Consider the following 23,655-nt stretch of genomic DNA (forward strand, 5'->3'; position numbering starts at 1 on the left):
GGCCCGGGCGGTGGTGCACCACGTGAACGCTCGGCGGGTCGCCGGGCCCGACGGGCGGCGCTTCGGTCCCGACCGGCAGTGACTCGAAGGACGGCGGGCGGTGCGGCCGGGGCGGTGCTCCGGCGGCACCGCCCGCCGTCGTACCGGGCACGTATGCTCGACCGCGGGCGACCGTGCCCGGAGCGCCGTCCGGCGCGCTGGCGGGCGGGAGCCGGCGCAGTCCGTACCGAGCTTGGGAGCAGCAGTGGCCGTCTGGGACGACCTGGTGGGCCAGGAGCGGGTGGTCGAGCAGCTGACCGCCGCGGCCCGGGCGGCCGGGGCGACGGCGGCCGCCGGTCGCGGGGCCGCGACGCAGCCGGGCGGCAACGCCTCGCTGATGACGCACGCCTGGCTCTTCACCGGCCCGCCCGGGGCCGGCCAGATCACCGCCGCCCGCGCCTTCGCCGCCGCCCTCCAGTGCACCAGCCCGGACCTCGCGCTCGGCGGCACGCCCGGCTGCGGCTTCTGCGACGGCTGCCACACCGTGCTGGCGGGCAGCCATGCGGACGTGAAGTACGTACGCACCGACGGCCTGTCGATCGGCGTCGGCGACATGCGGGCCCTGGTACTGCGGGCGTCCAGCTACCCGACCGGCGGCCGCTGGTCGGTGATCCTGGTCGACGCCGCCCACCGGCTCACCGAGGCCGCCGCCAACGCCCTGCTCAAGGGCGTGGAGGAGCCCTCCCCGCGCACCGTCTGGCTGCTCTGCGCGCCCTCCGTGCAGGACGTGCTGCCCACGATCCGCTCGCGCTGCCGCCTGCTGGTGCTGCGCCAGCCCGCCGCCGAGGCGGTCGCCGACATGCTGGTGAACCGTGACGGGGTCGACCCCGGGACGGCGCGGCTGGCCGCGCTCGCCGGGCAGGGGGACATCGAGCGCTCCCGCCGGCTGGCCGTCGACGACCAGGCCCGCACCCGGCGCACGGAGGTGCTGCGGATCCCGCTGGAGGTCGGCGACATCGGCGGCTGCCTGGCCGCCGCCCAGCGGCTGGTCGACACGGCGAAGGCCGATGCCGAGGCGCTCGCCGAGACCCAGGACACCAAGGAGACCGACGACCTCAAGGCCGCGTACGGCGCGGCCGAGGGCAGCAAGGCGCCGCGCGGCATGGCCGGGGCGGTCAAGGAGCTGGAGAAGCGGCAGAAGAGCCGCGCCACCCGCACCCGCCGGGAGACGCTCGGCGTCGCCCTGCTCGACCTGCTCGGCTTCTACCGGGACGTGCTCGCCCTCCAGCTGGGCTCCACCGGCTCGCTCGCCAACGAGGACCAGCGGCAGGCGCTGAACCGGGTCGCCCAGGCCGGCCTGCCGGAGGGCACGCTGCGGCGGATCGAGGCGGTGCTCGCCTGCCGGCAGGCGCTGGACCGCAACGTCGACCCGCTGCTCGCCGTCGAGGCGATGACCGTCGCACTGCGGGCGGGCTGAGGCGGCCTCGTTCGCCGGTAGGGCTTCCCGCGCTATTCGGGTGTCCCACCTTCGAGTGAACGGACCGTACGCGCCGGGCACACCTGCGTGTGACCGCCGGGTCGTCTTGCACGCTGGGGCCGACTGCGCCCCGACGCCGGGGCCGTCGCGTCCCGTCCGGCACCGGCCCCCACCGGTCGTCGGGCCCTCCTCCCGAGGCGGTGCGTCCCATGGTCCGTTCGCTCCTGGTCGTTCCCCTGCTGGCAGCCGCCGCAGGCGGCATCTGGCTCGCCCGCAGCGCCCTGCTGCGCTGGCGTGACCTGCGGGCCGCCGAGACCTACGAGCTGACCGGAGACCAGCGGCCGATGCTGCTGCGCGCGGCCGGCGCGATGGTCTGTGGTGTCTGCGTCACGGCGCTGACCCTGCTGACGGCCCTGGGCACCTTCGGCGGTTTCGGCGGGTCGGCCTCGCGGTCCGGCTCCGCGGAGCTCGCCGCCGACACCGCGAGCGAGGGCGGGGCGCGGCAGGCCGCGCCCCCTGCCGTCGAAGCGCCCGCCCCGGCCGCGCCAGCCGTCGCGCCCGCTCCGGCGCCCGCCCCGGCGGCCGTGGCCAGCCGGTTCGACAGTGTCGGCCACCCGGGCGGCGGCGAGCTGCTCCAGTCCGCCGTCCCCGGCCCGGACGGGCACCCGCGCAACGTCCGGGTCTGGCTGCCCGCCCAGTACGCCAAGGACCCGAACGGCCGCTTCCCGGTGGTCGTGATGCACGCGGCCACCCCGCGCAAGACCGCCGACACCGAAGTCCCGGACGTCTTCGAGGGCCTCGGCTCCGCCGTCCAGACCGGCAAGGCCCGTCCGTTCATCCTGGTCGCCCCCGAGGCGCCGAACGGCACCGAGCACCCGTGCGACCTGGTCGCCGCCGCGCCGCAGGCCATCGCCGACGACGACGCGCTGCGCACCACCATCGCGGCCACCTTCCGCACCCTGCCGCCCGGCCCGGCCTCCTGGGGCACGCTCGGCGTCGAGGGCGGCGCGCCCTGCGCGGCCGCCGCCGGCCTGGCCCGCCCCGACCTGTACGGCGCGGCCGCGGCGGTCTCCGGCCGGTACGACACCGTCGCACTGACCCGGACGGGAGCCGAGGCCCCGGCCAACGCCGCCCCGAAGCTGCTGCTGGCCGCCGCCAAGGCCGATGCCGCCGGCCTGGACGCGGCCCGCAAGCTCCAGGCGGCGCTGCGCGGCGGCACCGGCGCGGCGGCCCGCGCCGACGTCCGGATCTCCGAGAACGTGCAGGACTACACGGCCGACCGGGAGCGGCTGCGGCTGGTCCGCCAGGCGGCGCAGTACCTGGCCGAGACACTGGCCAAGGCGTCCTGAGCAGGGCGCCGGCGAGGCTACGCTGCGCGGTACCAGGGGCGACGGCAGCGGTCGCGCCCCCGCACCCGAAGGGAACCGGATGAGGGCAGGGCGGAACGGGCGCGGGCGGGCGGTGGCTGCGGCGCTGGCCGTTGCCGGGCTGCTGGTCGGCGGGTGCAGCTCCACCTCGTCCACTCCCGGGGCGGCGTCCTCGGACACCATCGGGCCCGGCGCCCCGCTGCCCTCCGCGCTCGCCCCGGGGGCCTCCGTGTCGGCGGCCGCAGTCCGGCCCGGCGCCACGCCGCTGGAGCCGCTCCCGGCGGCCGTCCCCGCCGCGCTGGCGCCGTACTACGGGCAGCGGCCGGCCTGGCAGCCGTGCGACGACGGCTTCGAGTGCACGACCTTCACGGTGCCGTTGGACTACGAGCACCCCGGCGGTGGCGACCTCACGCTCTCGGCGGTCCGCGCGCTCGCCGTCCCGACCGGTTCGGCGTCGGGGGCGGCATCGGCGTCAGCATCGGCGTCGGGAGCGGTGCCGGGGTCCGGTTCGGGCTCGGGCGGCGCGGGGGGCGGCCGACTCGGTTCGCTGCTGCTCAACCCCGGAGGCCCCGGCGGCTCGGCGGTCGAGTACGTGGAGGCCGTCGCCGCAACGTACGACAGCGCCGTGCGCGCCCGGTACGACCTGGTCGGACTCGACCCGCGCGGGGTCGGCCGCAGCAGCCCGGTGACCTGCCTGACCGGCGAGCGGATGGACGCGTACACCGCCGCCGACATCACCCCCGACGACCAGGCCGAGATCGACGCCCTGGTGGCCGCCGACCTGGAGTTCGCCGAGGGCTGCCGGCAGCGGGCCGGCGACCGCCTCGCCCACCTCAGCACCGTCGAGGCGGCCCGCGACATGGACATCCTGCGGGCGCTGCTCGGCGACGAACGGCTCAACTACGTGGGCAAGTCCTACGGCACCTTTCTCGGCGCCACCTACGCCGGGCTCTTCCCCGGCCGGACCGGCCGGATCGTCCTGGACGGCGCGATGGACCCGTCGCTCGACGCGCTCAGCGGTAACCGCACCCAGGCCGGCGGCTTCGAAACCGCCTGGTCGGCCTTCGCCAAGGACTGCGCCGAACGCGAGGACTGCCCGCTCGGCCGCTCCGAGCAGCAGGTCGGCGACCAGCTCACCGCCCTGTTCGCCGCCGTCGACGCGAAGCCGCTGACCACCGCCGACGGCGCCCGCCGCCTCACCGAGTCACAGGCGACCACCGGCGTGATCCAGGCCATGTACGCCGACTTCCTCTGGCCCAAGCTGCGCACCGCGCTCGCCGACGCCAAGGCCGGCGACGGCACCGCCCTGCTCAAGCTGTCCGACTCCTACTACGAACGCGGGCCGGACGGCTCGTACCCCAACCTCATGTTCGCCAACATGGCGGTGAACTGCCTGGACCTCCCCGCGCCGTTCGCCGCCCCGGCCGACGTACAGCAGGCAGTGCCGGACTTCGAACGGACCTCGGCACGCTTCGGCCGGGACATGGCCTGGATGGCGCTGACCTGCACCTACTGGCCGGTCAGGGCCACCGGCGCCGCCCACACCGTCCGGGCCGCCGGCGCCGCCCCGATCGTGGTCATCGGCACCACCCGCGATCCGGCTACCCCGTACGCGTGGGCACAGTCGCTGGCCGGGCAGCTGGAGTCCGGTCGGCTGCTGACCTTCGACGGTGACGGCCACACCGCGTACGGCCGGCACGACGTCTGCGTCGACGGGGCGGTCAACGGGTACCTGCTGGGCGGTGCGGTGCCGGAGCAGGGGAAGCGCTGCGGCGGGTAGGGCGCGGGCGCGAGGGCGGGTGGGGGCGGGATGATTTCGGCTTCAACTGCCGACCGGTACGACGTTACGATGAGCGGCCTGCCGCCCCTGCCATCACCTCACCGGAGCCCACCGTGCTCGGAGTCAACGACCTGGCGACGTACATCCTCGGCGCCCTCGTGATCATCCTCCTCCCCGGCCCCAACTCCCTGTACGTGCTGTCCGTCGCCGCCCGCAAGGGCGTCCGGACCGGCTACACCGCCGCCGCCGGCGTCTTCGTCGGCGACTTCACCCTGATCAGCCTCACTTCGCTGGGCGCCGCCTCGCTGCTGGAGGCGAACCCGGCGGTCTTCGCCGTGGTGAAGTTCGGCGGCGCCGCCTACCTGCTCTGGATCGGTGTCGGCATGCTCCGCGCCGCCCGCCAGCTCTGGCGCGAGCACCGCGCCGCCGCGGCCGCCCCCGAGAGCGCCGAGGCCGCCGCCCCGGAATCCACCGAGCGTCCGTTCCGCCGCGCGCTGGTGATCAGCCTGCTGAACCCGAAGGCGATCCTCTTCCTGCTCTCCTTCTTCACCCAGTTCGTGGACCCCTCCTACGGACAGCCCGCCCTCTCCTTCGCCCTGCTCGGCGGCATCCTGCAGACCTTCAGCCTGCTCTACCTCTCCATGCTGATCTTCGCGGGCACCACCCTCGCCACCGCCTTCCGCCGCCGCAAGCGGCTCTCCGCAGGCCTCACCAGCGCGGTCGCCGTGCTCTTCGCGGGTTTCGCCGCCAAGCTGGCCGTCTCCTCGGCCTGAGCACGCCGCCGCGGAAGCCCGTTACGGATCACCCGCGAACCTGTGTAGACTGGCCCGCGTTGCCACCACGTGCGGCAACGGTGCCGCCTTAGCTCAGTTGGCCAGAGCAACGCACTCGTAATGCGTAGGTCATGGGTTCGAATCCCATAGGCGGCTCTGTGAAAGCCCCAGGACTCACTCGCCGTGACCTGGGGCTTTTGCCTTTTTCTGCGTCCTGATCACCGCCGCGGGTGGCCCCTGTGTTCCCGGTCCCGGCCGCGGCCTCGGCTCCGGCTGGTTGGGGCCGGAGCGCGTTGCCGTTCGTCTGGCGGCCTCGCGCCCGGCGCTCGGGGACCGGGATGCGCCTGCGCATCAGGGGCTGGGCGGCTTCCAGCGCCGCTCCTGCGTCGCCGAGGACGACCGAGGCGCTCACCGAGTGGAGCGCGACGTTGGTCGGACTGAAGTTTGCCCAGGCTTCGGGGCTGTCGAGGTCGACGTAGCGCGCGACCTCCTGGGCCTCGGCGAGAAACTCGGCGGTGGTGGCACGGTCGCCGCCGGCGCTCGCTGCCGTCACCCCGCGTAGGAGCATGAGTCCAAATGCGGCGAGGTACTCGGGCGGGCGCCGGTCGTAGCTACCGGAGAGCTGGTCGGCGGTGTGCCGGATGAGGGTGACGGCTGGCGCGGTGTGCCGGTCGCGCGCGAGGACGTGCGCCTGGACGCGGACGCTGGAGGCCATCACCACGGGGTCGGCGCTCCGCTCGGCCTCGGCCATGGCCCGGCCGACCGCGAGCCAGGCGTTGCCGTGGTCGCCGAGCTTGAGTAACAAGCTCACCGCGGTCTGGTACGCCGTCGCGAGGAGCCCGGACAGGGCCTGATCGCCGCCGCGGGCGGCGTCCTGGGCCTGGCGAAGGTCGGCGATCAGCGACGGCAACGCGCCTTCGAGCTCGGCGTACCGGCAGGTGTAGAAGAGCCTCCGCGCCTGGGAGAGCCGGGACGCGAGCGCGGTCAGGGGTTGTGGCGCGTGCTGCCCGCGCTCTTCAAGCAATACATGCGAGCACACCTGGCGCGGCCAGCCGCGGCTAGCGAAGCCGTCCTCAAGGCAGTGCAGTACTCGGTGTCCTCCGGTGACACGGAGTGGGTCACGAACAAGGAGGCACTGGCCAACGTGATGGCGGACCTGAGTATCTGAAGCGAAGCCGAAGGTGGTTGCGGCGGCGGTCTGTCTGCCCGCCGACCTGCCCGATGCCCGGGCCCGGCTCTCCGCCGCCACCGACCGACAGCCCGAACTCGCGCTGCTGCTCTTCTTCTAGGCATGGCCGGCAGTGCTCAGGTGCTGTCCGGTCGCCAGCTGCGCCCTGCCCTGTCGCACTGATGCCCGGCTACCATGCGGGCAAGGGGACGTGGACCGGCCCCGGCATCGTTCCCACAGGGGAGGCTCGTTTGATCGACCATCGACTCTGCTTCGCCCCAGAGATCCTTGCCCGTCTCGGCGAAGAGCTGGTTCCACACCCCGATTTGGGGATCACGGAGCTGGTCCGCAATGCCTACGACGCCGACGCGGCACTGTGCACGATCAAACTGAGGGGGCGTCCAAACTAACCGGCAGCCCGTTCGCCTGGCGGCCTTACGGGGGCGTCGGAGCGGTCGTCTCGACGTAACGGCTGGTCACGCAGATCTGCGACTGGCCGAGGATCCCCATGATGGTGCCCGGTGCGGACACTTCTGAGAAGCGGATCCCGGGGCCCGGGGAGAGGACTTCCCATGGGTGCGGTGAGGCGCGGGGGAGTTTCAAGCGGGACGCGGCCCGGTCGGATGGATCCGATCGGGCCTTTCGCGTTCTCCGGGGGTGGGTGGTGCGGGGTGATGGGGCGTCATGGTGGTGGTGCTCAGGGGGGTCGGTAGGGGTGGGGCGGGGCGTATGAGGGGGATGGGCATCTGGTCCCGGTGCGGCGGCGGGGCTTGAATGGCAGCCAGGTGGGCCGTCTCGGGTGGCCCGGGGGAGGGTGAGGGATGGGAATGCCACGGTACGCAGCGGCGCCGGAGCGGAGCAGTCTCTGGATCCGGCGGTTCCAGCCGGCGCCCGCCGCGCCGGCGCAGTTGGTCTGCTTTCCGCACGCCGGGGGTTCGGCGGGGTACTTCCTGCCGGTGGCGCGGGCGATGCCCACCTCGGTGGACGTGTTGGCGGTGCAGTACCCCGGGCGCCAGGACCGGGCCGGCGAGGCGTGCGTCGAGGATGTCCACGAGCTCGCGGATCAGGTGGTGCGGGAGCTGCTGCCGTGGGCCGACCGGCCGTTCACGCTGTTCGGGCACAGCCTCGGGGCGTCGGTGGCGTTCGAGGTGGCGGTCCGGATGGAGCGGGCCGGGATCGCGTTGCAGGGGGTGGTGGTCTCCGGGCGTCGGGCGCCGTCGCGTCCGCGTGACCCGGCTCAGGACGTGCACCGGTCGGACGACCGGACGCTGATCCGGGACCTGGAGCGGTTGAGCGGGACGGATCCGCTGATGCTGCGGGACCCGGAGATCCTGGAGATGGTGCTGCCGTCGATCCGCAGCGACTACAGGGCCGCCGAGACGTACCGCAGCCGGCCGGGCCAGGACTCCGTCGGGCAGCCCGTCCTGGTGCTGACCGGGGACGCGGATCCGCAGGTCACTGCGGCGGAGGCGAAGGCCTGGGCCGGGCACACCACCGGCGGCTGTTCGGTGCGGACCTTCTCGGGCGGGCACTTCTTCCTCAACGACCACTCGCTGTCGGTGAACTCGGCGATCAGCGCGTTCGTCGCGGGTCGGAACCTGCCGGTGCGACTCGGTTAGCCCGTCCGTCCGCCCGTTCGCCCGCCTGCCCGTTCACCGATGGGCGGGCGGGCGGACGGCTGTTCGGCGCCGGTGGTGTGGCTGAGCCGGTGACGCATGAATGACATCTGTCAGTCTTTTGATCTGATGATGAGAAAGGCGTCCTGCGGAATTGGTAAAGCGGATAGTGGATCGTTTGACTACCTATTATCCGACAAATTGCGGCGATTGTGGTTCTTTTCAAAAATGCCTCGCATCCCCTTCCGGGTACCGTTAGTATCGGAACGAATGCTTTAAGTGATCGTTCGATGGTGGCTCGCGAAGGGGGGGTAGCCATGGGTGAGCAGTTGCGCTCCGTGCTACGTCACGTCGCCTACCCGTTCCTCCTGGCCATGCTCGTGTCGATAGCGACAGCGGCCCTGCGCTGGCGCTGGGACCTCGGTCGGGTGAGCCAGTTCTTCCTGATCGGAACGATCGGCTATCTGACGGTTCTCGAATGGTTGATCCCGTACGAACCTGAATGGCGGCCGAGTGTCGGCGAGTGGGGCTGGTACGGCACCTACTTCGTGCTGACGATGATCGGTGGGGCGCTGTCGCAGGTGCCGGTGTCGGCCGTGGTCGGGTGGGCGGCGCCGCCGCACCCGACGCTGCCGGTCTGGGTGGAGATCCCGGCGGCACTGCTGCTGGGATCGCTGGCCAACTACCTGATGCACCGCTGGAGTCACACCAATCGATGGCTCTGGAGGCTGCACGGAGTCCACCACGTGCCCGACAAGGTCAACGTCGCCAACAACGGGGTCAATCACATCGTCGACGTGCTGCTCACCCAGGGGGCCGTGCAGCTCTCGCTCGCACTGGCGGGCTTCTCGGTCGAATCGGTGTTCGTGGTGGGTCTGTTCGTGGTCGCTCAGGGCTACTTCGTGCACGCCAATGTCGATGTCCGGATCGGTGTGCTCAATCACGTCTTCGCCGGCCCGGAGCAGCACCGGTTGCACCACAGCGTCGATCTGGCGGAGGCCGGACACTACGGGTCCGACCTCTCGGTCTGGGACCACGCCTTCGGCAGTTTCACCTGGCGGCCGGGCCGCCGGCCGGCTGCCGTGGGGCTGCAGCGTCCGTCCGACTTCCCCCGGACGCGTGAGGTGATCGCCAGTCATCTCCAGGCCTGGCGCCGGCCGGTGCGGGCCGACGACTACCCGGTCTGACGTTCCGCTCGCCGCCGCACCCGTTCCCTGCCGCTATCCGCTATCCGCCGTCTCCCTGTCGTCCGCTGCGATCCCGAACGCGTTCCGGCGGTGCCGTCCCGCGCGCCGCCGTCCGCCGTTCCGAATCGCCGCCGCCTGCTCTGCCGATCTGCTCCGCCGCCGCTCTGCCGCCCATCCGTCCGTGCATTCCCCGACCTTCGGCCTGTCCCCTTCGGCCGGTCCGGTCTCCGGCCTGCCTGCGACCGGTCCACAGCCGCTGTCCCCCCGCCCGTGCGGAAGCTCCCACGCCGGTGCCGCGCGCGCGAACGCATTTGACACAAGGACTCGACCATGACGGACTCATGCCTCGCCGCATTCCCCGACCCCTCTGATTCCCCGACCGCCTCCGACGCCCGCTGTGCCACCCCGGCCGCTTCCACCGCCCTCGCCGCCTCCACCGTCTCCGCACCGGCCACCGGTGTTCCCGCCTCCTCCGGTCCCGCCGGTGGCCCCGAGCGGATCGCGATCATCGGAATCGGTTGCCGGTTTCCGGGCGGTGCCAGCGATCACCGGTCGTTCTGGCAGAACCTGGTCGACGGCAAGGACTGCATCACGCCGACTCCGCGCAGCCGCTACGACGTGGGCACGCTCGGCAGTCGGGACAAGGCGAAGCCCGGCCGGCTGGTCGGCGGCCGGGGCGGCTACATCGACGGCTTCGACGAGTTCGACCCGGCGTTCTTCGGGATCAGCGGCCGGGAGGCCGACCACATGGACCCGCAGCAGCGGAAGCTGCTGGAGGTGGCCTGGGAGGCCCTGGAGGACGGCGGGCAGAAGCCGGGTGAGCTGGCGGGGCGCGATGTCGGCGTCTACGTGGGCGCGTTCACCCTGGACTACAAGATCGTCCAGTTCTCGGACCTCTCCTTCGAGACCCTGGCGGCCCACACCGCGACCGGCACCATGATGACGATGGTGTCGAACCGGATCTCGCACTGCTTCGACTTCCGGGGGCCCAGCGTCTCCCTGGACACCGCCTGCAGCTCCTCGCTGGTCGCCGTCCACCTCGCGGCCCAGAGCCTGTTGCGCGGCGAGACCGACCTCGCACTGGCCGGCGGCACCCTGCTGCACATCGCGCCGCAGTACACCATCGCCGAGACCAAGGGCGGCTTCCTCTCCCCGGAGGGCCGCTCGCGCACCTTCGACGCCTCGGCCGACGGCTACGTCCGGGCCGAGGGCGTCGCGGTCGTCGCACTCAAGCGGCTCTCCGACGCCCGGCGCGACGGCGACCCGATCCACGCCGTCATCATCGGCAGCGGGGTCAACCAGGACGGTCGCACCAACGGGATCACCGTGCCCAACCCGGACGCCCAGGTGACCCTGATCGAGCGGGTCTGCGCCGAGGCAGGCATCACGCCCGGCGGCCTCCAGTACGTCGAGGCACACGGCACCTCCACCCCGGTCGGCGACCCGATCGAGGCGAACGCCCTGGCGCGGGCGCTGGCGGTCGGCCGCCGCCCCGGCGACAAGTGCTACGTCGGCTCGGTCAAGACCAACATCGGGCACACCGAGTCCGCCTCCGGCCTGGCCGGGCTGATCAAGACCGGGCTCGCGCTGAAGCACCGGCTCATCCCGCCGCACATCAACCTGGAGCGGCTCAACCCGGCGATCGACCCGGCCACCCTGCCGTTCGAGATCCCGACCGAGCCCACCCCCTGGCCCGAGCACCAGGGCCCGGCCCGGGCCGGGGTCAACTCCTTCGGCTTCGGCGGCACCAACGCCCACGTCCTGTTGGAGGCGGCCCCCGGGACGGTACCGGTGGAGGAGCCGCCCACGCGGGAGTCCGGTCCCACCGTCCTCCCGCTCACCGCCCGCGACGCCGCCGCCCTGCCCGAGCTGGCCGCCGGCATCCAGGGCGAGCTGGCCGGGGCGCGGGGCGGCACCCCCGCCCGGCCGGCCGACCTCGGCCACACCCTGGCCCACCGCCGCCAGCACCTCGACGCCCGGCTCTCCGTGGTCTACGAATCGCGCGAGTCGCTGGACGAGGCCCTCACCGCCTACCTGCGCGGCGAACCGCACCCCCGGGTGCTGACCGGTCAGCGACGCGAGGCCCGGCACCGTCGGCTGGCCTGGGTCTTCACCGGCATGGGCCCGCAGTGGTGGGGGATGGGCCGTCGGCTCTTCGCGACCGAGCCGGTCTACCGGGAGGCCGTCGAGCGCTGCTCCGAGCACCTCGCCGAGCTCACCGGCTGGTCGCTGACCGACGAGCTGGCCGCCGACGAGGCGCACTCCCGGATGGCCGAGACCTGGCTCGCCCAGCCCGCCAACTTCGCCGTCCAGGTCGGCCTCGCCGCGCTCTGGCGCAGCCGGGGTGTGCGTCCGGACGCCGTGGTGGGTCACAGCACCGGTGAGGTCGCAGCCTTCCACGAGGCCGGCGTCTACGACCTGGCGGACGCGGTCAAGGTGGTGGTGCACCGGAGCCGGCTCCAGCAGAAGCTGGCCGGTACCGGCGGCATGCTCGCCGTCGCCCTCACCGAGGCCGAGGCGGTCCGCCGGATCCGCCCGTACGGTGACGCGGTCTCGGTGGCGGCGATCAACAGCCCGGCCTCGCTCACCCTGGCCGGGGACGAGACGGTGCTCGCCGAGCTGGCCGCCGCGCTCACCGCCGAGCAGGTCTTCGCCCGCCTGCTGACCGTCGAGGTGCCGTACCACAGTGCCCGGATGGAGCTGATCAAGGACGAGCTGCTGGAGTCGCTCGCCGATCTCAAGGCCCGCCCCGCGCAGGTGCCGCTCTACCTCACCGGCCAGGAGGGCACCGCGCACGGCCCCGAGCTGGACGCCGCCTACTGGTGGCGCAACGTCCGTGACAGCGTCCGCTTCCAGCAGGCCGTGGAGCGGCTGGGGGAGGACGGGTACAGCCTCTTCCTGGAGATCGGGCCGCACCCGGTGCTGGGCCGCTCGATCCAGGAGACGCTGGAGGCCCGGCCGGGCGGGGCCGACCTCCCAGAGGTCCGCACGCTGCCCTCGATCCGGCGTCAGGAGGACGAGCGGACCACCTTCACCACCTCGTTGGCCGCCCTGCACAACCTCGGCGTCGAGGTCGACTGGTCGGTGCTGCAGCCGGCCGGGCGCCCGGTGCCGCTGCCGCGCTACCCGTTCAAGCGGGACCGGCACTGGGTCGAGCCCCGGGCGGTGGAGCAGATCCGCCGGGGCCGGCTGGACCATCCGCTGCTCGGCCGCCGCCTCGCCGGTGCCGAGCCCGCCTGGGAGGCCCGGCTGGACGCCGAGGCGCTGCCCTACCTGGAGGACCACCGGATCCAGGGGCGGGTGCTGTTCCCCGCCGCCGGCTACCTGGAGATGGCCGTCCAGGCGGTGCGCGCGCTGACCGGCGGCGCCGACGCCGCGCTGGCCGGCGTCGAGTTGCGCAAGGCGCTCTTCCTGCCCGACGACGAGAGCCGCGCCGTCCAGCTCACCCTCTCCGCGGAGAACGGCTCCTTCACCATCAGCACCGGCACGGCTGACGGCGCCGCCGGTGACGGGCCCGAGCGCACCGTCCACGCCGTCGGCACCGTCCGCCCCGGCCAGCGCCGGCGGCCCGGTCACCGGCTGGACGCCGAGCGGATCCGCGGGCGCGCCGCCCGCCACCTGACCGGCCCCGACTGCTACACCGCGCTGGCCGGCCTGGGGTACCACTACGGGCCGGCGTTCCAGGGCATCGACGAGGTCTGGATCGGCCCCGGCGAGGCACTGGCCGTCGTCCGGCCGACGGCGGCGATCACCGGGCAGGGCGCCGGTCACCAGGTGCACCCGGTGCTGATGGACGCCTTCTTCCAGACCCTGCTGACGCCCCAGCTCCTGCTGGCGGGCCCCGCGGGTACGGGCATCAAGCTGCCGCTCGCCATCGACGAGGTCCGCCTGGACGCGGTCGGCGAGCAGCCGCTCTGGGTGCACGCCACCATGACCCGCGACGGCGGGGACGAGATCGTCGGGGACATCGCCGTCTACGACGAGAGCGGCAACCCGCTGGGCGGGATCACCGGCTTCCGGGTCGCCGACGTCGAGAAGGCCTCCACCGCCGTCGGCCTCGCCACCATTGACGGCTGGCTCGTCGAACCCTCCTGGTCGGAGCTGCCGGCCGCGTCGAACGCCCCCGATCAACTGGCCGAACACCCCGACCACTGGCTCCTGTTCGCCGACGGCCGGGGTGTCGCCGACGAGCTGGCCGCCCGGATCACCGGGCGTGGCGGCAGCTGCCACCTCGTCCGCCCGGGCAGCGGCTACCGGACCTCCGCCGACGGGCGCGAGTCCACCGTCGAGCCCGGCTCCGCCGCGGACCTGAGCCGACTGCTGGCCGACCGGCGGGCTGCCGGGGCGCCCGATCCGGCCGCCGTGGTCCACCTCTGGAACCTCGACCGGCCCGCACTGGCGGGCGCCGACCACGCCACCGTGGCCGGCCACACCGGCACCGGCGCGTACAGCCTGATCACGCTGGCCGCCCTGGTCGCCGCCGAACTGCCGGACAGCAGGCTGCACATCGTCACCCGGGCGGCCCAGGCCACCGCCCCCGGCGAGCCGGTCGAGCCGCTCGGCGCGCCCGCCTGGGGGATCGGCCGGGTGCTGCGCCACCAGGAGCTGCCCGGGCACCCCGGCAAGCTGGTCGACCTAGGCCCGGCCGGTCCGGTCACCGAGGAGGCGGCCGCGTTGCTGCGCGAGTTCGCGCTGGCCGACGAGGACGAGATCGCGCTGCGTGCCGGTCGCCGGCTGACCAACCGGCTGCGCCCCGCGGAGGGCCTGACCGGGCCGCTGCCGCCGAACCTGCGTGCGGACGGCAGCTACCTGGTGACGGGCGCGTTCGGTGCACTCGGCCGGCTGCTCTGCCGGACCCTGGTCCGCCGGGGCGCCCGTCGGCTGATCCTGGTCGGCCGCAGTCCGCTGCCCCCGCGCGAGCAGTGGCGCGGCCTCGACCCGGCGAGCACCGCCGGTCGCAACGTCGCCTTCCTGCGTGAGCTGGAGGCGCTCGGCGCCCAGCCCGTGCCGGTGCCGCTGGACATCACCGACGAACGGGCCCTCGCGGACTGGCTCGCCGAGTACCGCTCGCTGGAGTCGCCGCCCATCCGGGGCGTCTTCCACCTGGCCGGGCAGGTCCGCGACACGCTGGTGCCGGAGCTGGGCCGCGAGGTGTTCGACGCGGTCCACGCCCCCAAGGTGCTGGGTGCCTTCGCCCTGCATCGCCAGCTGGCCGATGAGCCGCTCGACCACTTCGTGCTGTTCGCCTCGATCGCCTCGCTGCTGACCACCGCCGGCCAGACCAACTACGCGGCCGGGAACGCCTTCCTCGACGCGCTGGCGCACCACCGCCGGGCACTCGGTCTGCCCGCGCTCAGTCTGGACTGGGGTCCCTGGGCCACCGGCATGATCGAGGAACTCGGCCTGATCGAGCACTACCGCACCAGCCGCGGCATGAGCTCGCTCGCGCCCGAGACCGGAATGGCCGTGCTGGAGCGGGTGCTGGGCCAGGACCGCGCCCAGTTGCTGGTCGCCACGGTGGTCGACTGGCCGGTCTTCCTCTCCTGGTACCCGGCTCCGCCGCCGCTGGTCGCCGACCTGGCGGCCGCCGCCCGGGAGAACGCCCCGGCGCCGCAGCGGAGCAGCGTGCTGGAGGCGCTGCGGGCGGCCGGTGAGGAGGAGCGCCGGGCGCTGCTCACCGAGCGTTTCATCGCGCTGGCCGCCGCCGTCCTGCGGGTGCCCGCGGAGCAGATCGAGCCCGGCACCGGTCTGAGCGGGCTCGGCCTGGACTCGCTGCTCGCGATGGAGCTGCGGGCCCGGCTCAACACCGAGCTCGGCACCGCCCTTCCGGTGGTGGCGCTGCTCTCCAACGCTCCGGTGGCCGAGCTGGTCGCCCAGCTGCACACCGGTCTGGCCGAGCTGATCGAGGACGACGGCAGTGGCACCGGCGGGGCCGAGGTCGAACGGTACGAGGACGAGTCGCACCACCCGCTGACGCAGAACCAGAAGGCGCTCTGGTTCCTGAAGCAGCTCAACCCGGACGGCTTCGCCTACAACATCGGCGGTGCGGTCGAGGTCCGGGTGGAGCTGGAGCCGGAGCTTATGGCCGCAGCCTTCCGGACGCTGGTCGGTCGCCACCCCAGTCTGCGGGCCAACTTCGTGCTGGACGGCGGCCAGGCGGTCCAGAAGGTCCGCGCCGAGGTCGAGCCGGACTTCGGGGTCTTCGACGTCCAGGGTCTGGAGTGGGCCGAGGTCCACGACCTGATCGTCCGTGAGTACCGCAGGCCGTACGACCTGGAGCGCGACCCGCTGGTGCGGTTCCGGCTGTTCAAGCGCGGGCCGGAGCGCTGGGTGATCATGAAGGCCGTCCACCACATCATCTCGGACGCCATCTCCACCTTCACCTTCATCGAGGAGCTGCTCGCCGTCTACGAGGGGCTGCGGCAGGGCCGGGCGCCCGAGCTGCCCCCGGTCACCGCCCGCTACCTGGACTTCCTCAACCGGCAGAACGAGTTCCTGGCCGGCCGTGAGGCGCCGCGGATGCTCGACTACTGGCGCTCGCACCTGCCCGCCGAGGTGCCGATCCTCGGCCTGCCCACCGACAAGCCGCGCCCGGCGGTGCAGACGAACAACGGCGCCTCCGAGTTCTTCGTCCTGGACGAGGAGCTCAGCGCCCGCGTGCACGCGTTGGCGCGCGAGCACAACGTCACCGTCTTCATGGTGCTGCTCAGCGCCTACTACCTGCTGCTGCACGCCTACTCGGGCCAGGACGACATCATCGTCGGCAGCCCGGTGACCGGCCGCACCGACGAGGAGTTCGGCTCCGTCTACGGCTACTTCGTCAACCCGCTGCCGCTGCACGTCTCGCTGGCCGGGGCGCCGACCGTGGCGGAGCTGCTGGCCCAGGTGCGAACCACCGTGCTGGGTGGGCTCGACAACCAGGAGTACCCGTTCGTGCTGCTGGTGGAGAAGCTCGGGCTGCAGCACGACCCGAGCCGCTCGGCGGTCTTCCAGGCGATGTTCATCCTGCTGCACCACAAGGTGGCCACCGAGAAGTACGGCTACCACCTGGAGTACATCGAACTCCCGGAGGAGGAGGGGCAGTTCGATCTGACGCTGTCCGCCTACGAGGACGAGGCGGAGCGCCGCTTCCACTGCGTCTTCAAGTACAACACCGACCTCTTCCTGCCGGAGACGACGGCCCGTCTCGCCCGGCACTACATCAACTTGCTGGAGGGGCTGACCGGGGCGGGCGCCGAGCAGCCGGCCACGCGGCTGGAGCTGCTCGGCCCTGCGGAGCGGAGCCGGGTGCTCCGGGAGTGGAGCGGTGCCGAGCGGCGGGTGGCCCACGAGGAGCCGGTGCACGAGCTGATCCTGCGGGCGGCCGCCGCCGACCCGGACGCCCCGGCGGTGGCCGCCCCGGTGGAGTCCGGGCCGACCGCCCGGCTGAGCTACGGCGAGCTGGAGGAGCGCTCCCGGAGCGCGGCCGCCCGGCTGCGGGCCCTGGGCGCCGGGCCGGGCGCGGTGGTGGCGCTCTGCATGGACAAGTCGCCGGAGCTGGTCGTCGCCCTGCTGGCGGTGCTCCGCACCGGTGCGGCGTACCTCCCACTGGACCCGAGTCACCCGGTCGACCGGCTGGCGTACATGATCGAGCACGCCGGCGCCGGTCTGCTGGTCGGCGACCGGGATCGGCTCGGCGGGCTGTCGGCCAGGATCGTCGAGCCGGCCGAACTCGTCGGGTCGGCCGAAGTCGAGGGGTCGATCGAAGTCGAGGGGTCGATCGAAGTCGAGGGGCCCACCGGACTCGCCGGTTCCGGCGCCGATTTCACCGACGTGCCGGTGGACCTCGACAGTTCGGCGTACGTCGTCTACACCTCCGGCTCCACCGGCCGGCCCAAGGCCGTCCAGGTCTCGCACCGCAACCTCGCCTCGGCCTACCAGGCCTGGCGGGCCGAGTACCGGCTGGAGACCGACGCCCGGGTCCACCTCCAGATGGCCGGCCCCTCCTTCGACGTCTTCACCGGGGACTACGTCCGCGCGCTCTGCTCGGGAGCGACCCTGGTGCTGGTCGGCCGGGAGCTGCTGTTCAACACCGCCCGGCTCTACGAGGTGATGCGGACCGAGCGGGTGGACGCCGGTGAGTTCGTGCCGGCGGTCGTCCGTACCGTGATCGGCCACTGTGAGCGGTCCGGTCTGCGGTTGGACTTCATGCGGCTGCTGGTGGTCGGCTCGGACGTCTGGAAGGTGGAGGAGTACGAGCGCCTGCGTGCGCTCTGCGGCCCGGCGACCCGCCTGATCAACTCCTACGGCCTCACCGAGGCCACCATCGACAGCGCCTACTTCGAAGGTCCGGCCGACGGCCTGGAGCCCAGCAGGATGGTCCCGATCGGGCGGCCGTTCCCGAACAGCGCCTTCTACCTGCTGGACGAGCACGGGCGGCCCGTCCCGCCCGGCGTGCCGGGCGAGCTGTGGATCGGGGGCTCCGGGGTGGCCCTCGGCTACCTCGGTGACAAGGAGCAGACCGCCCGCCGCTTCGCCACCCTGCCGCTCGGCGGAGCCGACGGCACCGAACCGGTCCGGCTCTACCGCACCGGTGACCTCGCCCGCTGGGACGCCGGGGGTGGGGTGCACCTGCTCGGCCGGGCCGACTCGCAGATCAAGGTGCGTGGCCACCGGATCGAGCTCGGCGAGATCGAGACCCAGCTCGCGGAGTGGCCCGAGCTCGCCCAGGCGGTGGTCACCGTCCGGCCCGACCGGAGCGGCGAGAACGTGCTCTGTGCGTACTGCGTCCCCGCCCCGGGACGCACGGTCGACCGCCGGGAGCTCCGCCGCCACCTGGCCGGATACCTGCCGACCTTCATGATCCCGACGTACTTCGCCGAGCTGCCGGCGCTGCCGCTCACCCCCAACGGCAAGGTGGACGTGGCGGCGCTGCCCGCGCCCCGGGCGGAGGCCGACGACCGGGTCGCCGAACCGCCGGTCACCCTGTACGAGATCCGGATGGCCGAACACTGGCGGGCGCTGCTCGGCGTGGAGGAGCTCGGCCTGGAGCACGACTTCTTCGAGTCGGGGGGCAGCTCGATCAAGCTGATCGAGCTGATCCACGGTCTGCAGGGCGAGTTCAACATCAGCATCCCGGTCAGCCAGCTGTTCAAGGTCACCACCCTGCACGGGATGGCCAAGACGCTGGAGCACATCATCACCGGCCGGCTCGACGGCGCCCAGCCGTACCTCTGGTTCAACCAGGAGCAGCAGCAGACCATCTTCTGCTTCCCGCCGGCCGGTGGCCACGGCCTGGTCTACCGGCAGTTCGCGGCGCATCTGCCGGAGTACCGGATGGTCGCGTTCAACTACGTTTCGGGGGACGACAAGGTCAGCCGCTACGCCGATCTGATCGACACCATCCAGCCGGACGGGCCGTGCGCCCTGCTCGGCTACTCGCTCGGAGGGAACCTCGCCTTCGAGGTGGCCAAGGAGCTGGAACGGCGCGGGCGGGCGGTGCCCAATGTGGTGATCATGGACTCGCACCGGATCCTGGAGTCCTTCGCGCTCGGTGACGAGCACGTCCAGGCCTTCGAGCAGGAGCTGGCCGAGCACCTGCAGCGGCACACCGGTTCGGACATCGTCGCCCAGGAGACCCGCGAACAGGCCAGGGACTACCTGGAGTTCTGTAGTCGTACGCCGAACCTCGGGGTGATCGCCGCGCCGGTAAGCGTGATCTCCGACGATGCGAAGGTGGCCCTCTACGCGGTCGGCGAGCAGGGGGCCTGGCACGGCAGTTCGGCCACTGGCACGGCGGTGTTCCGCGGCTTCGGCACCCACGCCGAGATGCTCGACCACGAGTACATCGCGCGCAACGCGGGGCTGGCCAGGGAGATCCTCGCCGGGACCACCGATGTGTCCTGAGACCTGCGCCTTCCCGCCCGGCGCCGGAGGTCCGGCCCACTCCGGCAGCCCCGATAGCCCTCGAAGCCCCCACAGCTCCCACAGCTCCCACAGCCCCCACAGCCCCCACAGCCGCAAGAGTCCCAGAAGTCCTGCCAGCGCCAGTGGTTCCGGCAGTCCCGGCAGTCCCACACGAGAGGTGGACCACCTCATGCTCAGGCAGCATCAGTCGCTGTCCTACCCGTTCGAGTCGCTCGGCCTCGACCTCCACCCCCGCTACGCCGAGCTGCGTGAGCAGCCGCTGGCCCGGATCCGGCTGCCCTACGGTGACGGTGCCTGGTTGGTCACCCGCTACGAGGACGTGCGGACGGTGCTGGCCGACCCGCGCTTCAGCCTCGCCGAGGCGATGGGCCACGACCAGCCCCGGATGCGTCCGGTCGCCCGGAGCGGTGCCGGCCTGTTCTCCACCGAGCCGCCGGAGCACACCCGGTTGCGCTCGCTGGTGGCCAAGGAGTTCAGCGCCCGACGGGTCGAGCGGCTGCGCGTCCGGGCCCGGGAGTTGGCCGACGAGCTGGTCGACGGTCTGCTCGCGGCCGGTCAACCGGCCGACCTGGTCGAGGACTTCGCGATCCCGATGCCGACCACCATCATCTGCGAGGTGCTCGGCATTCCCGCCGAGGACCACCGGATGCTCTGGCAGTGGGCGGAGACGGTGCTCTCCGCCGTCACCCCCGGCGAGGTGCTCGCCGTGGAGGGCCAGGCCTTCATCGAGTACATGGCCGGCGTGCTGGACCTGCGCGGCCGCGAGCCCGGCGAGGACCTGCTGACCGTGCTGGTCCGGGCCTGCCGCGAGCAGCAGCTGATCAGCGAGGACGAGCTGCTCTCGATCGCCTGTGACCTGCTGATCGCCGGTTTCGTCTCCACCACCAACCAGATCGGCAACTTCTTCCACCAACTGCTGGTGAACCCCGAGGAGTTGCGCCGCCTTCGGGAGAAGCCCGAGCTGATCCCGAAGGCCGTCGAGGAGCTGATGCGGTACGTGCCGCTGCTCACCGGTTTCAGCCTGCCCCGCTACGCCACGGCCGACGTCGAACTGGGCGGGGTGACGATCCGGGCCGGTGACGCGGTGATGATCGCCACCGCCGCGGCCAACCGTGATCCGGAGGTCTTCGAGGAGCCGGAGCGCCTCGTTCTGGACCGCCCGGGCAATCCGCACATCGGCTTCGGCCACGGCGTGCACTACTGCATCGGCGCCCATCTGGCCCGGCTGGAGCTCCAGGTGGCGATCGAGACGGTGCTGGACCGGCTGCCCGGCCTGCGGCTGGCCGTCCCCGAGGACGAGCTGCGCTGGAAGGCGGACGCGATGGTGAACGGATTGCAGGCGCTCCCGATCGCCTGGTGAGCGCCCTCCCCGACAGCGGCAGGCACCGCACGCGTCAAGCGATACGCGACACGCGTCAAGCGCGACGGCAACGGCAACGGCACGACCACGAGGAAGGCCAGGGAATTGGCACGGCAAACACCGCCGGCAGGGCGCCGACGAGAAACGATGATCATCGTGGGCGGCGGCCTCGGCGGCCTCTCCACCGGCTGCTACGCCCAGATGAACGGGTACCGCACCCAGGTCTTCGAGATGCACGAGATCCCCGGTGGCTCCTGCACCGGCTGGGACCGCAGCGACTTCACCTTCGACTGGTGCATCAGCTGGTTGCTCGGCAACGGCCCGGGCAACGAGATGTACCAGATCTGGTTGGAGCTCGGTGCCCTCCAGGGCAAGGAGATGCGGCACTTCGACGTGTTCAACATCGTCCGCGGCCGGGACGGCCGGGCGGTGCACTTCTACTCCGACCCCGACCGGCTGCAGGCCCATCTGCTGGGCATCTCGCCGGCCGACGCGGCACCGATCCGCGAGTTCTGCGACGGCATCCGGACGTTCCGCAAGGCGCTGGCGGTCTACCCGTTCCTCAAGCCGGTCGGGCTGATGGGCCGGATCGAGCGCTGGCGGATGCTGGCTTCCTTCCTCCCGTACTTCAACACCATCCGGAAGTCGATCACCGTCCTGATGACCGACTACTCCGAGCGGTTCCGGGACCCGCTGCTGCGTGAGGCGTTCAACTTCATCCTCTACGAGAAGCACCCGGCGTTTCCGGTGCTGCCCTTCTACTTCCAGCTCGCCTCGCACGCCAACCAGGCCGCCGGGGTGCCGGAGGGCGGTTCGCTCGGGCTGGCCCGCTCGATCGAGCAGCGCTACCAGAAGCTCGGCGGTGAGGTGACGTACAACGCCAAGGTCGAGGAGATCCTGGTCGAGGACGACCGGGCGGTGGGTGTCCGGCTGAGCGACGGGCGGGAGTTCCGCTCCGACATCGTGGTCTCAGCCGCCGACGGCCACACGACGGTGATGAAGCTGCTCAAGGGCCGCTACCTCAACGACACCTACCGCAGGCTCTACACCTCGCTGATCGACGAACCGGGCCAGCTGTCGCCCGGCTACGTCGCGCTCTTCCTGGGTCTGCGCAGGCCCTTCCCGGAGGGCGACCCGTGCACCACCTACCTCCTGGACGAGCAGCAGGCCGCCGAGCTCACCGGCATCCGCTGCCCGAGCATGAACGTGCAGTTCCGCACCCGGCACTACCCGGAGCTGGCGCCCCGGGAGTCCACCGTGGTGTTCGCCACCTACTTCTCCGACATCGACCCCTGGCGGGCGCTGCACGACGGCCCGGAGCAGTCCTCCCGGGTGCGGCGCGGTGAGGAGCTGCACACCCTGCCGGTCAAGCACGGCCGGGAGTACATGGCGGCCAAGCGCAGGGTGCGCAACGGCATCGTCTCCTTCCTGGACGAGCGCTTCCCCGGTTTCAAGAGCGCCGTCTCGGTGGCGGACGTCTCGACCCCGCTCACCCAGGTCCGCTACACCGGCGTCTACGACGGCACCTTCCCGGGCTGGAACCCGTTCGTCGAGGGCAGCGAGACGGTGGAGCAGGAGATCAAGAAGAACGGTCCGGTGCTCCCGGGGCTCTCCGACTTCTACCTCTCCGGGGTCTGGGCCACCATCGGCGGTCTGATCCGGGCGGCTGCCGCCGGCCGGCACGTGATGCAGTTCATCTGCCGGGACGACGGGCGGGAGTTCCACGCCGAGATCGACCTGAGCGCGCCGCCGCCCACCCATCTGATCCTTCCCGTCGCCCGGCCGCCGAAGCAGCAGACCGGTCCGGTCGAGGAGATCCCGTCCACCAGTACCGTTTCGACAGGGGCCCTGGCATGAAGATCGAGAAGTGGGTGGTCCGCGAGCACCTCGACGGGGTGCCGGACGTCAACCGGATCTACCGGAAGGTGGTCGAGGAGGCCGAGATCAGGCTCCGGCCGGACGAGATGCTCTTCCGGACCAGGTACGTCTCGGTCGACCCGTACCAGAACGGCCTCGCGCTGGAGACGCCGATCGGCCACCACATGGGTGCGGACTCGATCATGGAGGTGCTGGAGGCCGGACCGGAGGCCGCCTTCCGGGTGGGCGACCTCGTCCAGGGTTTCGGCGGCTGGCGCAGTCACGTCGTCCACAACGGCGCCGAGGAGGTGTGGAAGACCGGCACCTTCCCGATGGTCTTCCCGGCCTACCGTCGGCTCGATCCGGCCCGGCACGACGAGCGGCTGCCGCTCTCGACGGCGCTCGGCATCATGGGGGCGCCCGGGATGACGGCCTGGGGCACGCTGACCAGGTTCCTGGAGGTCCGGCCCGGTGACACCGTGGTGATCAGTGGTGCCTCCGGCTCGATCGGCACCCTGGTGGGTCAGCTGGCGAAGCGTGCGGGCGCCGGCCGGGTGGTCGGCACCACCGCCTCGGCGGGCAAGGCCGCATACCTGAAGGAGCTCGGCTTCGACGAGGTGGTGCTCTACGACCAGGCGGACGATGCCGAGAAGGTCCGGGAGGCGCTGCTGTTCGCGGCTCCGGACGGCGTCGACCGCTACTTCGACAACCTCGGCGGCACCGTCACCGACGCGGTGTTCACCATGCTCAACGTGGACAGCCGGGTCGCGGTGTGCTGGCAGTGGGCGACCACGGTGAACGGCGAGCTGACCGGGCCCCGGCTGCTGCCGTACATCATGTTCCCGCGCACCACCATCCGTGGGATCTTCGCCCAGGAGTGGTTCGACGAGCCGCAGTTGGCGGCGATGCACGACGATCTCGGCGGGCTGGTCCGGCGCGGCGAGATCCGCTACCACCAGACCGTCCACAAGGGCTTCGACGAGATTCCGAAGGCCTACCGGAGCCTCTACGTGGACCGGGAGGCCAACCGGGGCAAGGTGCTGGTCGAGGTGTAGCCGAGGTGTAGGAGGGCCACGCGATCCAAGGGGCCCGACGACGAGTGACCCCGGTGGGCCTCCCGGTCCACGTAGAGGCTCCGGTAGGCCTTCGGAATCTCGTCGAAGCCCTTGTGGACGGTCTGGTGGT

10 protein-coding genes, 1 tRNA gene and 1 pseudogene are annotated in these 23,655 nt (G+C 72.3%); 11 read left to right on the forward strand and 1 reads right to left on the reverse strand.

Going from position 1 to position 23,655, the window contains the following annotated elements; translation table 11 throughout:
- The first annotated feature begins 244 nt into the window (after positions 1 to 244).
- From AB0J08_RS27570 to AB0J08_RS27590, 5 genes are all read left to right on the forward strand, one after another.
- Positions 245 to 1,456, forward strand: coding sequence for a DNA polymerase III subunit delta' (locus tag AB0J08_RS27570; protein ID WP_360639901.1), 1,212 nt, complete (start codon positions 245 to 247; stop codon positions 1,454 to 1,456).
- Between the two features lie 209 nt (positions 1,457 to 1,665).
- A complete protein-coding gene (locus tag AB0J08_RS27575; protein ID WP_360639861.1) occupies positions 1,666 to 2,805 on the forward strand; it encodes a hypothetical protein in 1,140 nt (379 codons plus the stop codon).
- 79 nt (positions 2,806 to 2,884) lie between these two features.
- Positions 2,885 to 4,603 carry an alpha/beta hydrolase gene (locus tag AB0J08_RS27580; protein ID WP_360639864.1) on the forward strand — a complete coding sequence of 573 codons (1,719 nt, stop codon included), beginning with the start codon at positions 2,885 to 2,887 and terminating at the stop codon, positions 4,601 to 4,603.
- A 113-nt stretch (positions 4,604 to 4,716) separates the two neighbouring features.
- The gene (leuE, locus tag AB0J08_RS27585) at positions 4,717 to 5,376 is read left to right on the forward strand and encodes a leucine efflux protein LeuE (protein WP_360639867.1); all 660 of its coding nucleotides are present in this window, start codon (positions 4,717 to 4,719) and stop codon (positions 5,374 to 5,376) included.
- 82 nt (positions 5,377 to 5,458) lie between these two features.
- A tRNA-Thr gene (locus AB0J08_RS27590) sits at positions 5,459 to 5,532 on the forward strand.
- Positions 5,533 to 5,692: 160 nt separating this feature from the next.
- On the opposite strand, the pseudogene AB0J08_RS27595 reads toward AB0J08_RS27590, so the two are convergent.
- Positions 5,693 to 6,355: pseudogene (locus tag AB0J08_RS27595) on the reverse strand (transcriptional regulator); the annotation flags it as partial.
- 1,016 nt (positions 6,356 to 7,371) lie between these two features.
- Here AB0J08_RS27595 and AB0J08_RS27600 point away from each other — a divergent pair.
- The 6 genes from AB0J08_RS27600 to AB0J08_RS27625 all read left to right on the forward strand — a co-directional run bounded on the left by AB0J08_RS27600 (position 7,372) and on the right by AB0J08_RS27625 (position 23,525).
- On the forward strand, positions 7,372 to 8,163 hold the full coding sequence (locus AB0J08_RS27600) for an alpha/beta fold hydrolase (protein ID WP_360639870.1): 792 nt from the start codon (positions 7,372 to 7,374) through the stop codon (positions 8,161 to 8,163).
- A 314-nt stretch (positions 8,164 to 8,477) separates the two neighbouring features.
- Entirely contained in the window at positions 8,478 to 9,347 is an 870-nt protein-coding gene (locus AB0J08_RS27605; protein WP_360639873.1) for a sterol desaturase family protein, read from the forward strand.
- Between the two features lie 330 nt (positions 9,348 to 9,677).
- Complete coding sequence (locus tag AB0J08_RS27610) at positions 9,678 to 19,232, forward strand: amino acid adenylation domain-containing protein (protein WP_360639876.1); 9,555 nt, start codon at positions 9,678 to 9,680, stop codon at positions 19,230 to 19,232.
- Positions 19,233 to 19,422: 190 nt separating this feature from the next.
- Entirely contained in the window at positions 19,423 to 20,613 is a 1,191-nt protein-coding gene (locus tag AB0J08_RS27615) for a cytochrome P450 (protein WP_360639880.1), read from the forward strand.
- A gap of 147 nt (positions 20,614 to 20,760) precedes the next feature.
- On the forward strand, positions 20,761 to 22,470 hold the full coding sequence (locus tag AB0J08_RS27620; RefSeq protein ID WP_360639883.1) for an NAD(P)/FAD-dependent oxidoreductase: 1,710 nt from the start codon (positions 20,761 to 20,763) through the stop codon (positions 22,468 to 22,470).
- A complete protein-coding gene (locus AB0J08_RS27625) occupies positions 22,467 to 23,525 on the forward strand; it encodes an NADP-dependent oxidoreductase (RefSeq protein ID WP_360639886.1) in 1,059 nt (352 codons plus the stop codon). The genes AB0J08_RS27620 and AB0J08_RS27625 overlap by 4 nt, the downstream gene beginning before the upstream one ends.
- Positions 23,526 to 23,655: the final 130 nt, after the last annotated feature.

Origin of the sequence: Kitasatospora sp. NPDC050463 (assembly GCF_040655255.1) — a bacterium.
Lineage (GTDB): Bacteria > Actinomycetota > Actinomycetes > Streptomycetales > Streptomycetaceae > Kitasatospora.

What these genes read in the sequence shown, in the direction of transcription:
- AB0J08_RS27575 (WP_360639861.1), top strand. Translation starts at nt 1,666, where the DNA reads ATGGTCCGTTCGCTCCTGGTCGTTCCCCTGCTGGCAGCCGCCGCAGGC.
- AB0J08_RS27580 (WP_360639864.1), top strand. Translation starts at nt 2,885, where the DNA reads ATGAGGGCAGGGCGGAACGGGCGCGGGCGGGCGGTGGCTGCGGCGCTG.
- AB0J08_RS27600 (WP_360639870.1), top strand. Translation starts at nt 7,372, where the DNA reads ATGCCACGGTACGCAGCGGCGCCGGAGCGGAGCAGTCTCTGGATCCGG.
- AB0J08_RS27605 (WP_360639873.1), top strand. Translation starts at nt 8,478, where the DNA reads ATGGGTGAGCAGTTGCGCTCCGTGCTACGTCACGTCGCCTACCCGTTC.
- AB0J08_RS27610 (WP_360639876.1), top strand. Translation starts at nt 9,678, where the DNA reads ATGACGGACTCATGCCTCGCCGCATTCCCCGACCCCTCTGATTCCCCG.
- AB0J08_RS27615 (WP_360639880.1), top strand. Translation starts at nt 19,423, where the DNA reads ATGCTCAGGCAGCATCAGTCGCTGTCCTACCCGTTCGAGTCGCTCGGC.
- AB0J08_RS27620 (WP_360639883.1), top strand. Translation starts at nt 20,761, where the DNA reads ATGATCATCGTGGGCGGCGGCCTCGGCGGCCTCTCCACCGGCTGCTAC.
- AB0J08_RS27625 (WP_360639886.1), top strand. Translation starts at nt 22,467, where the DNA reads ATGAAGATCGAGAAGTGGGTGGTCCGCGAGCACCTCGACGGGGTGCCG.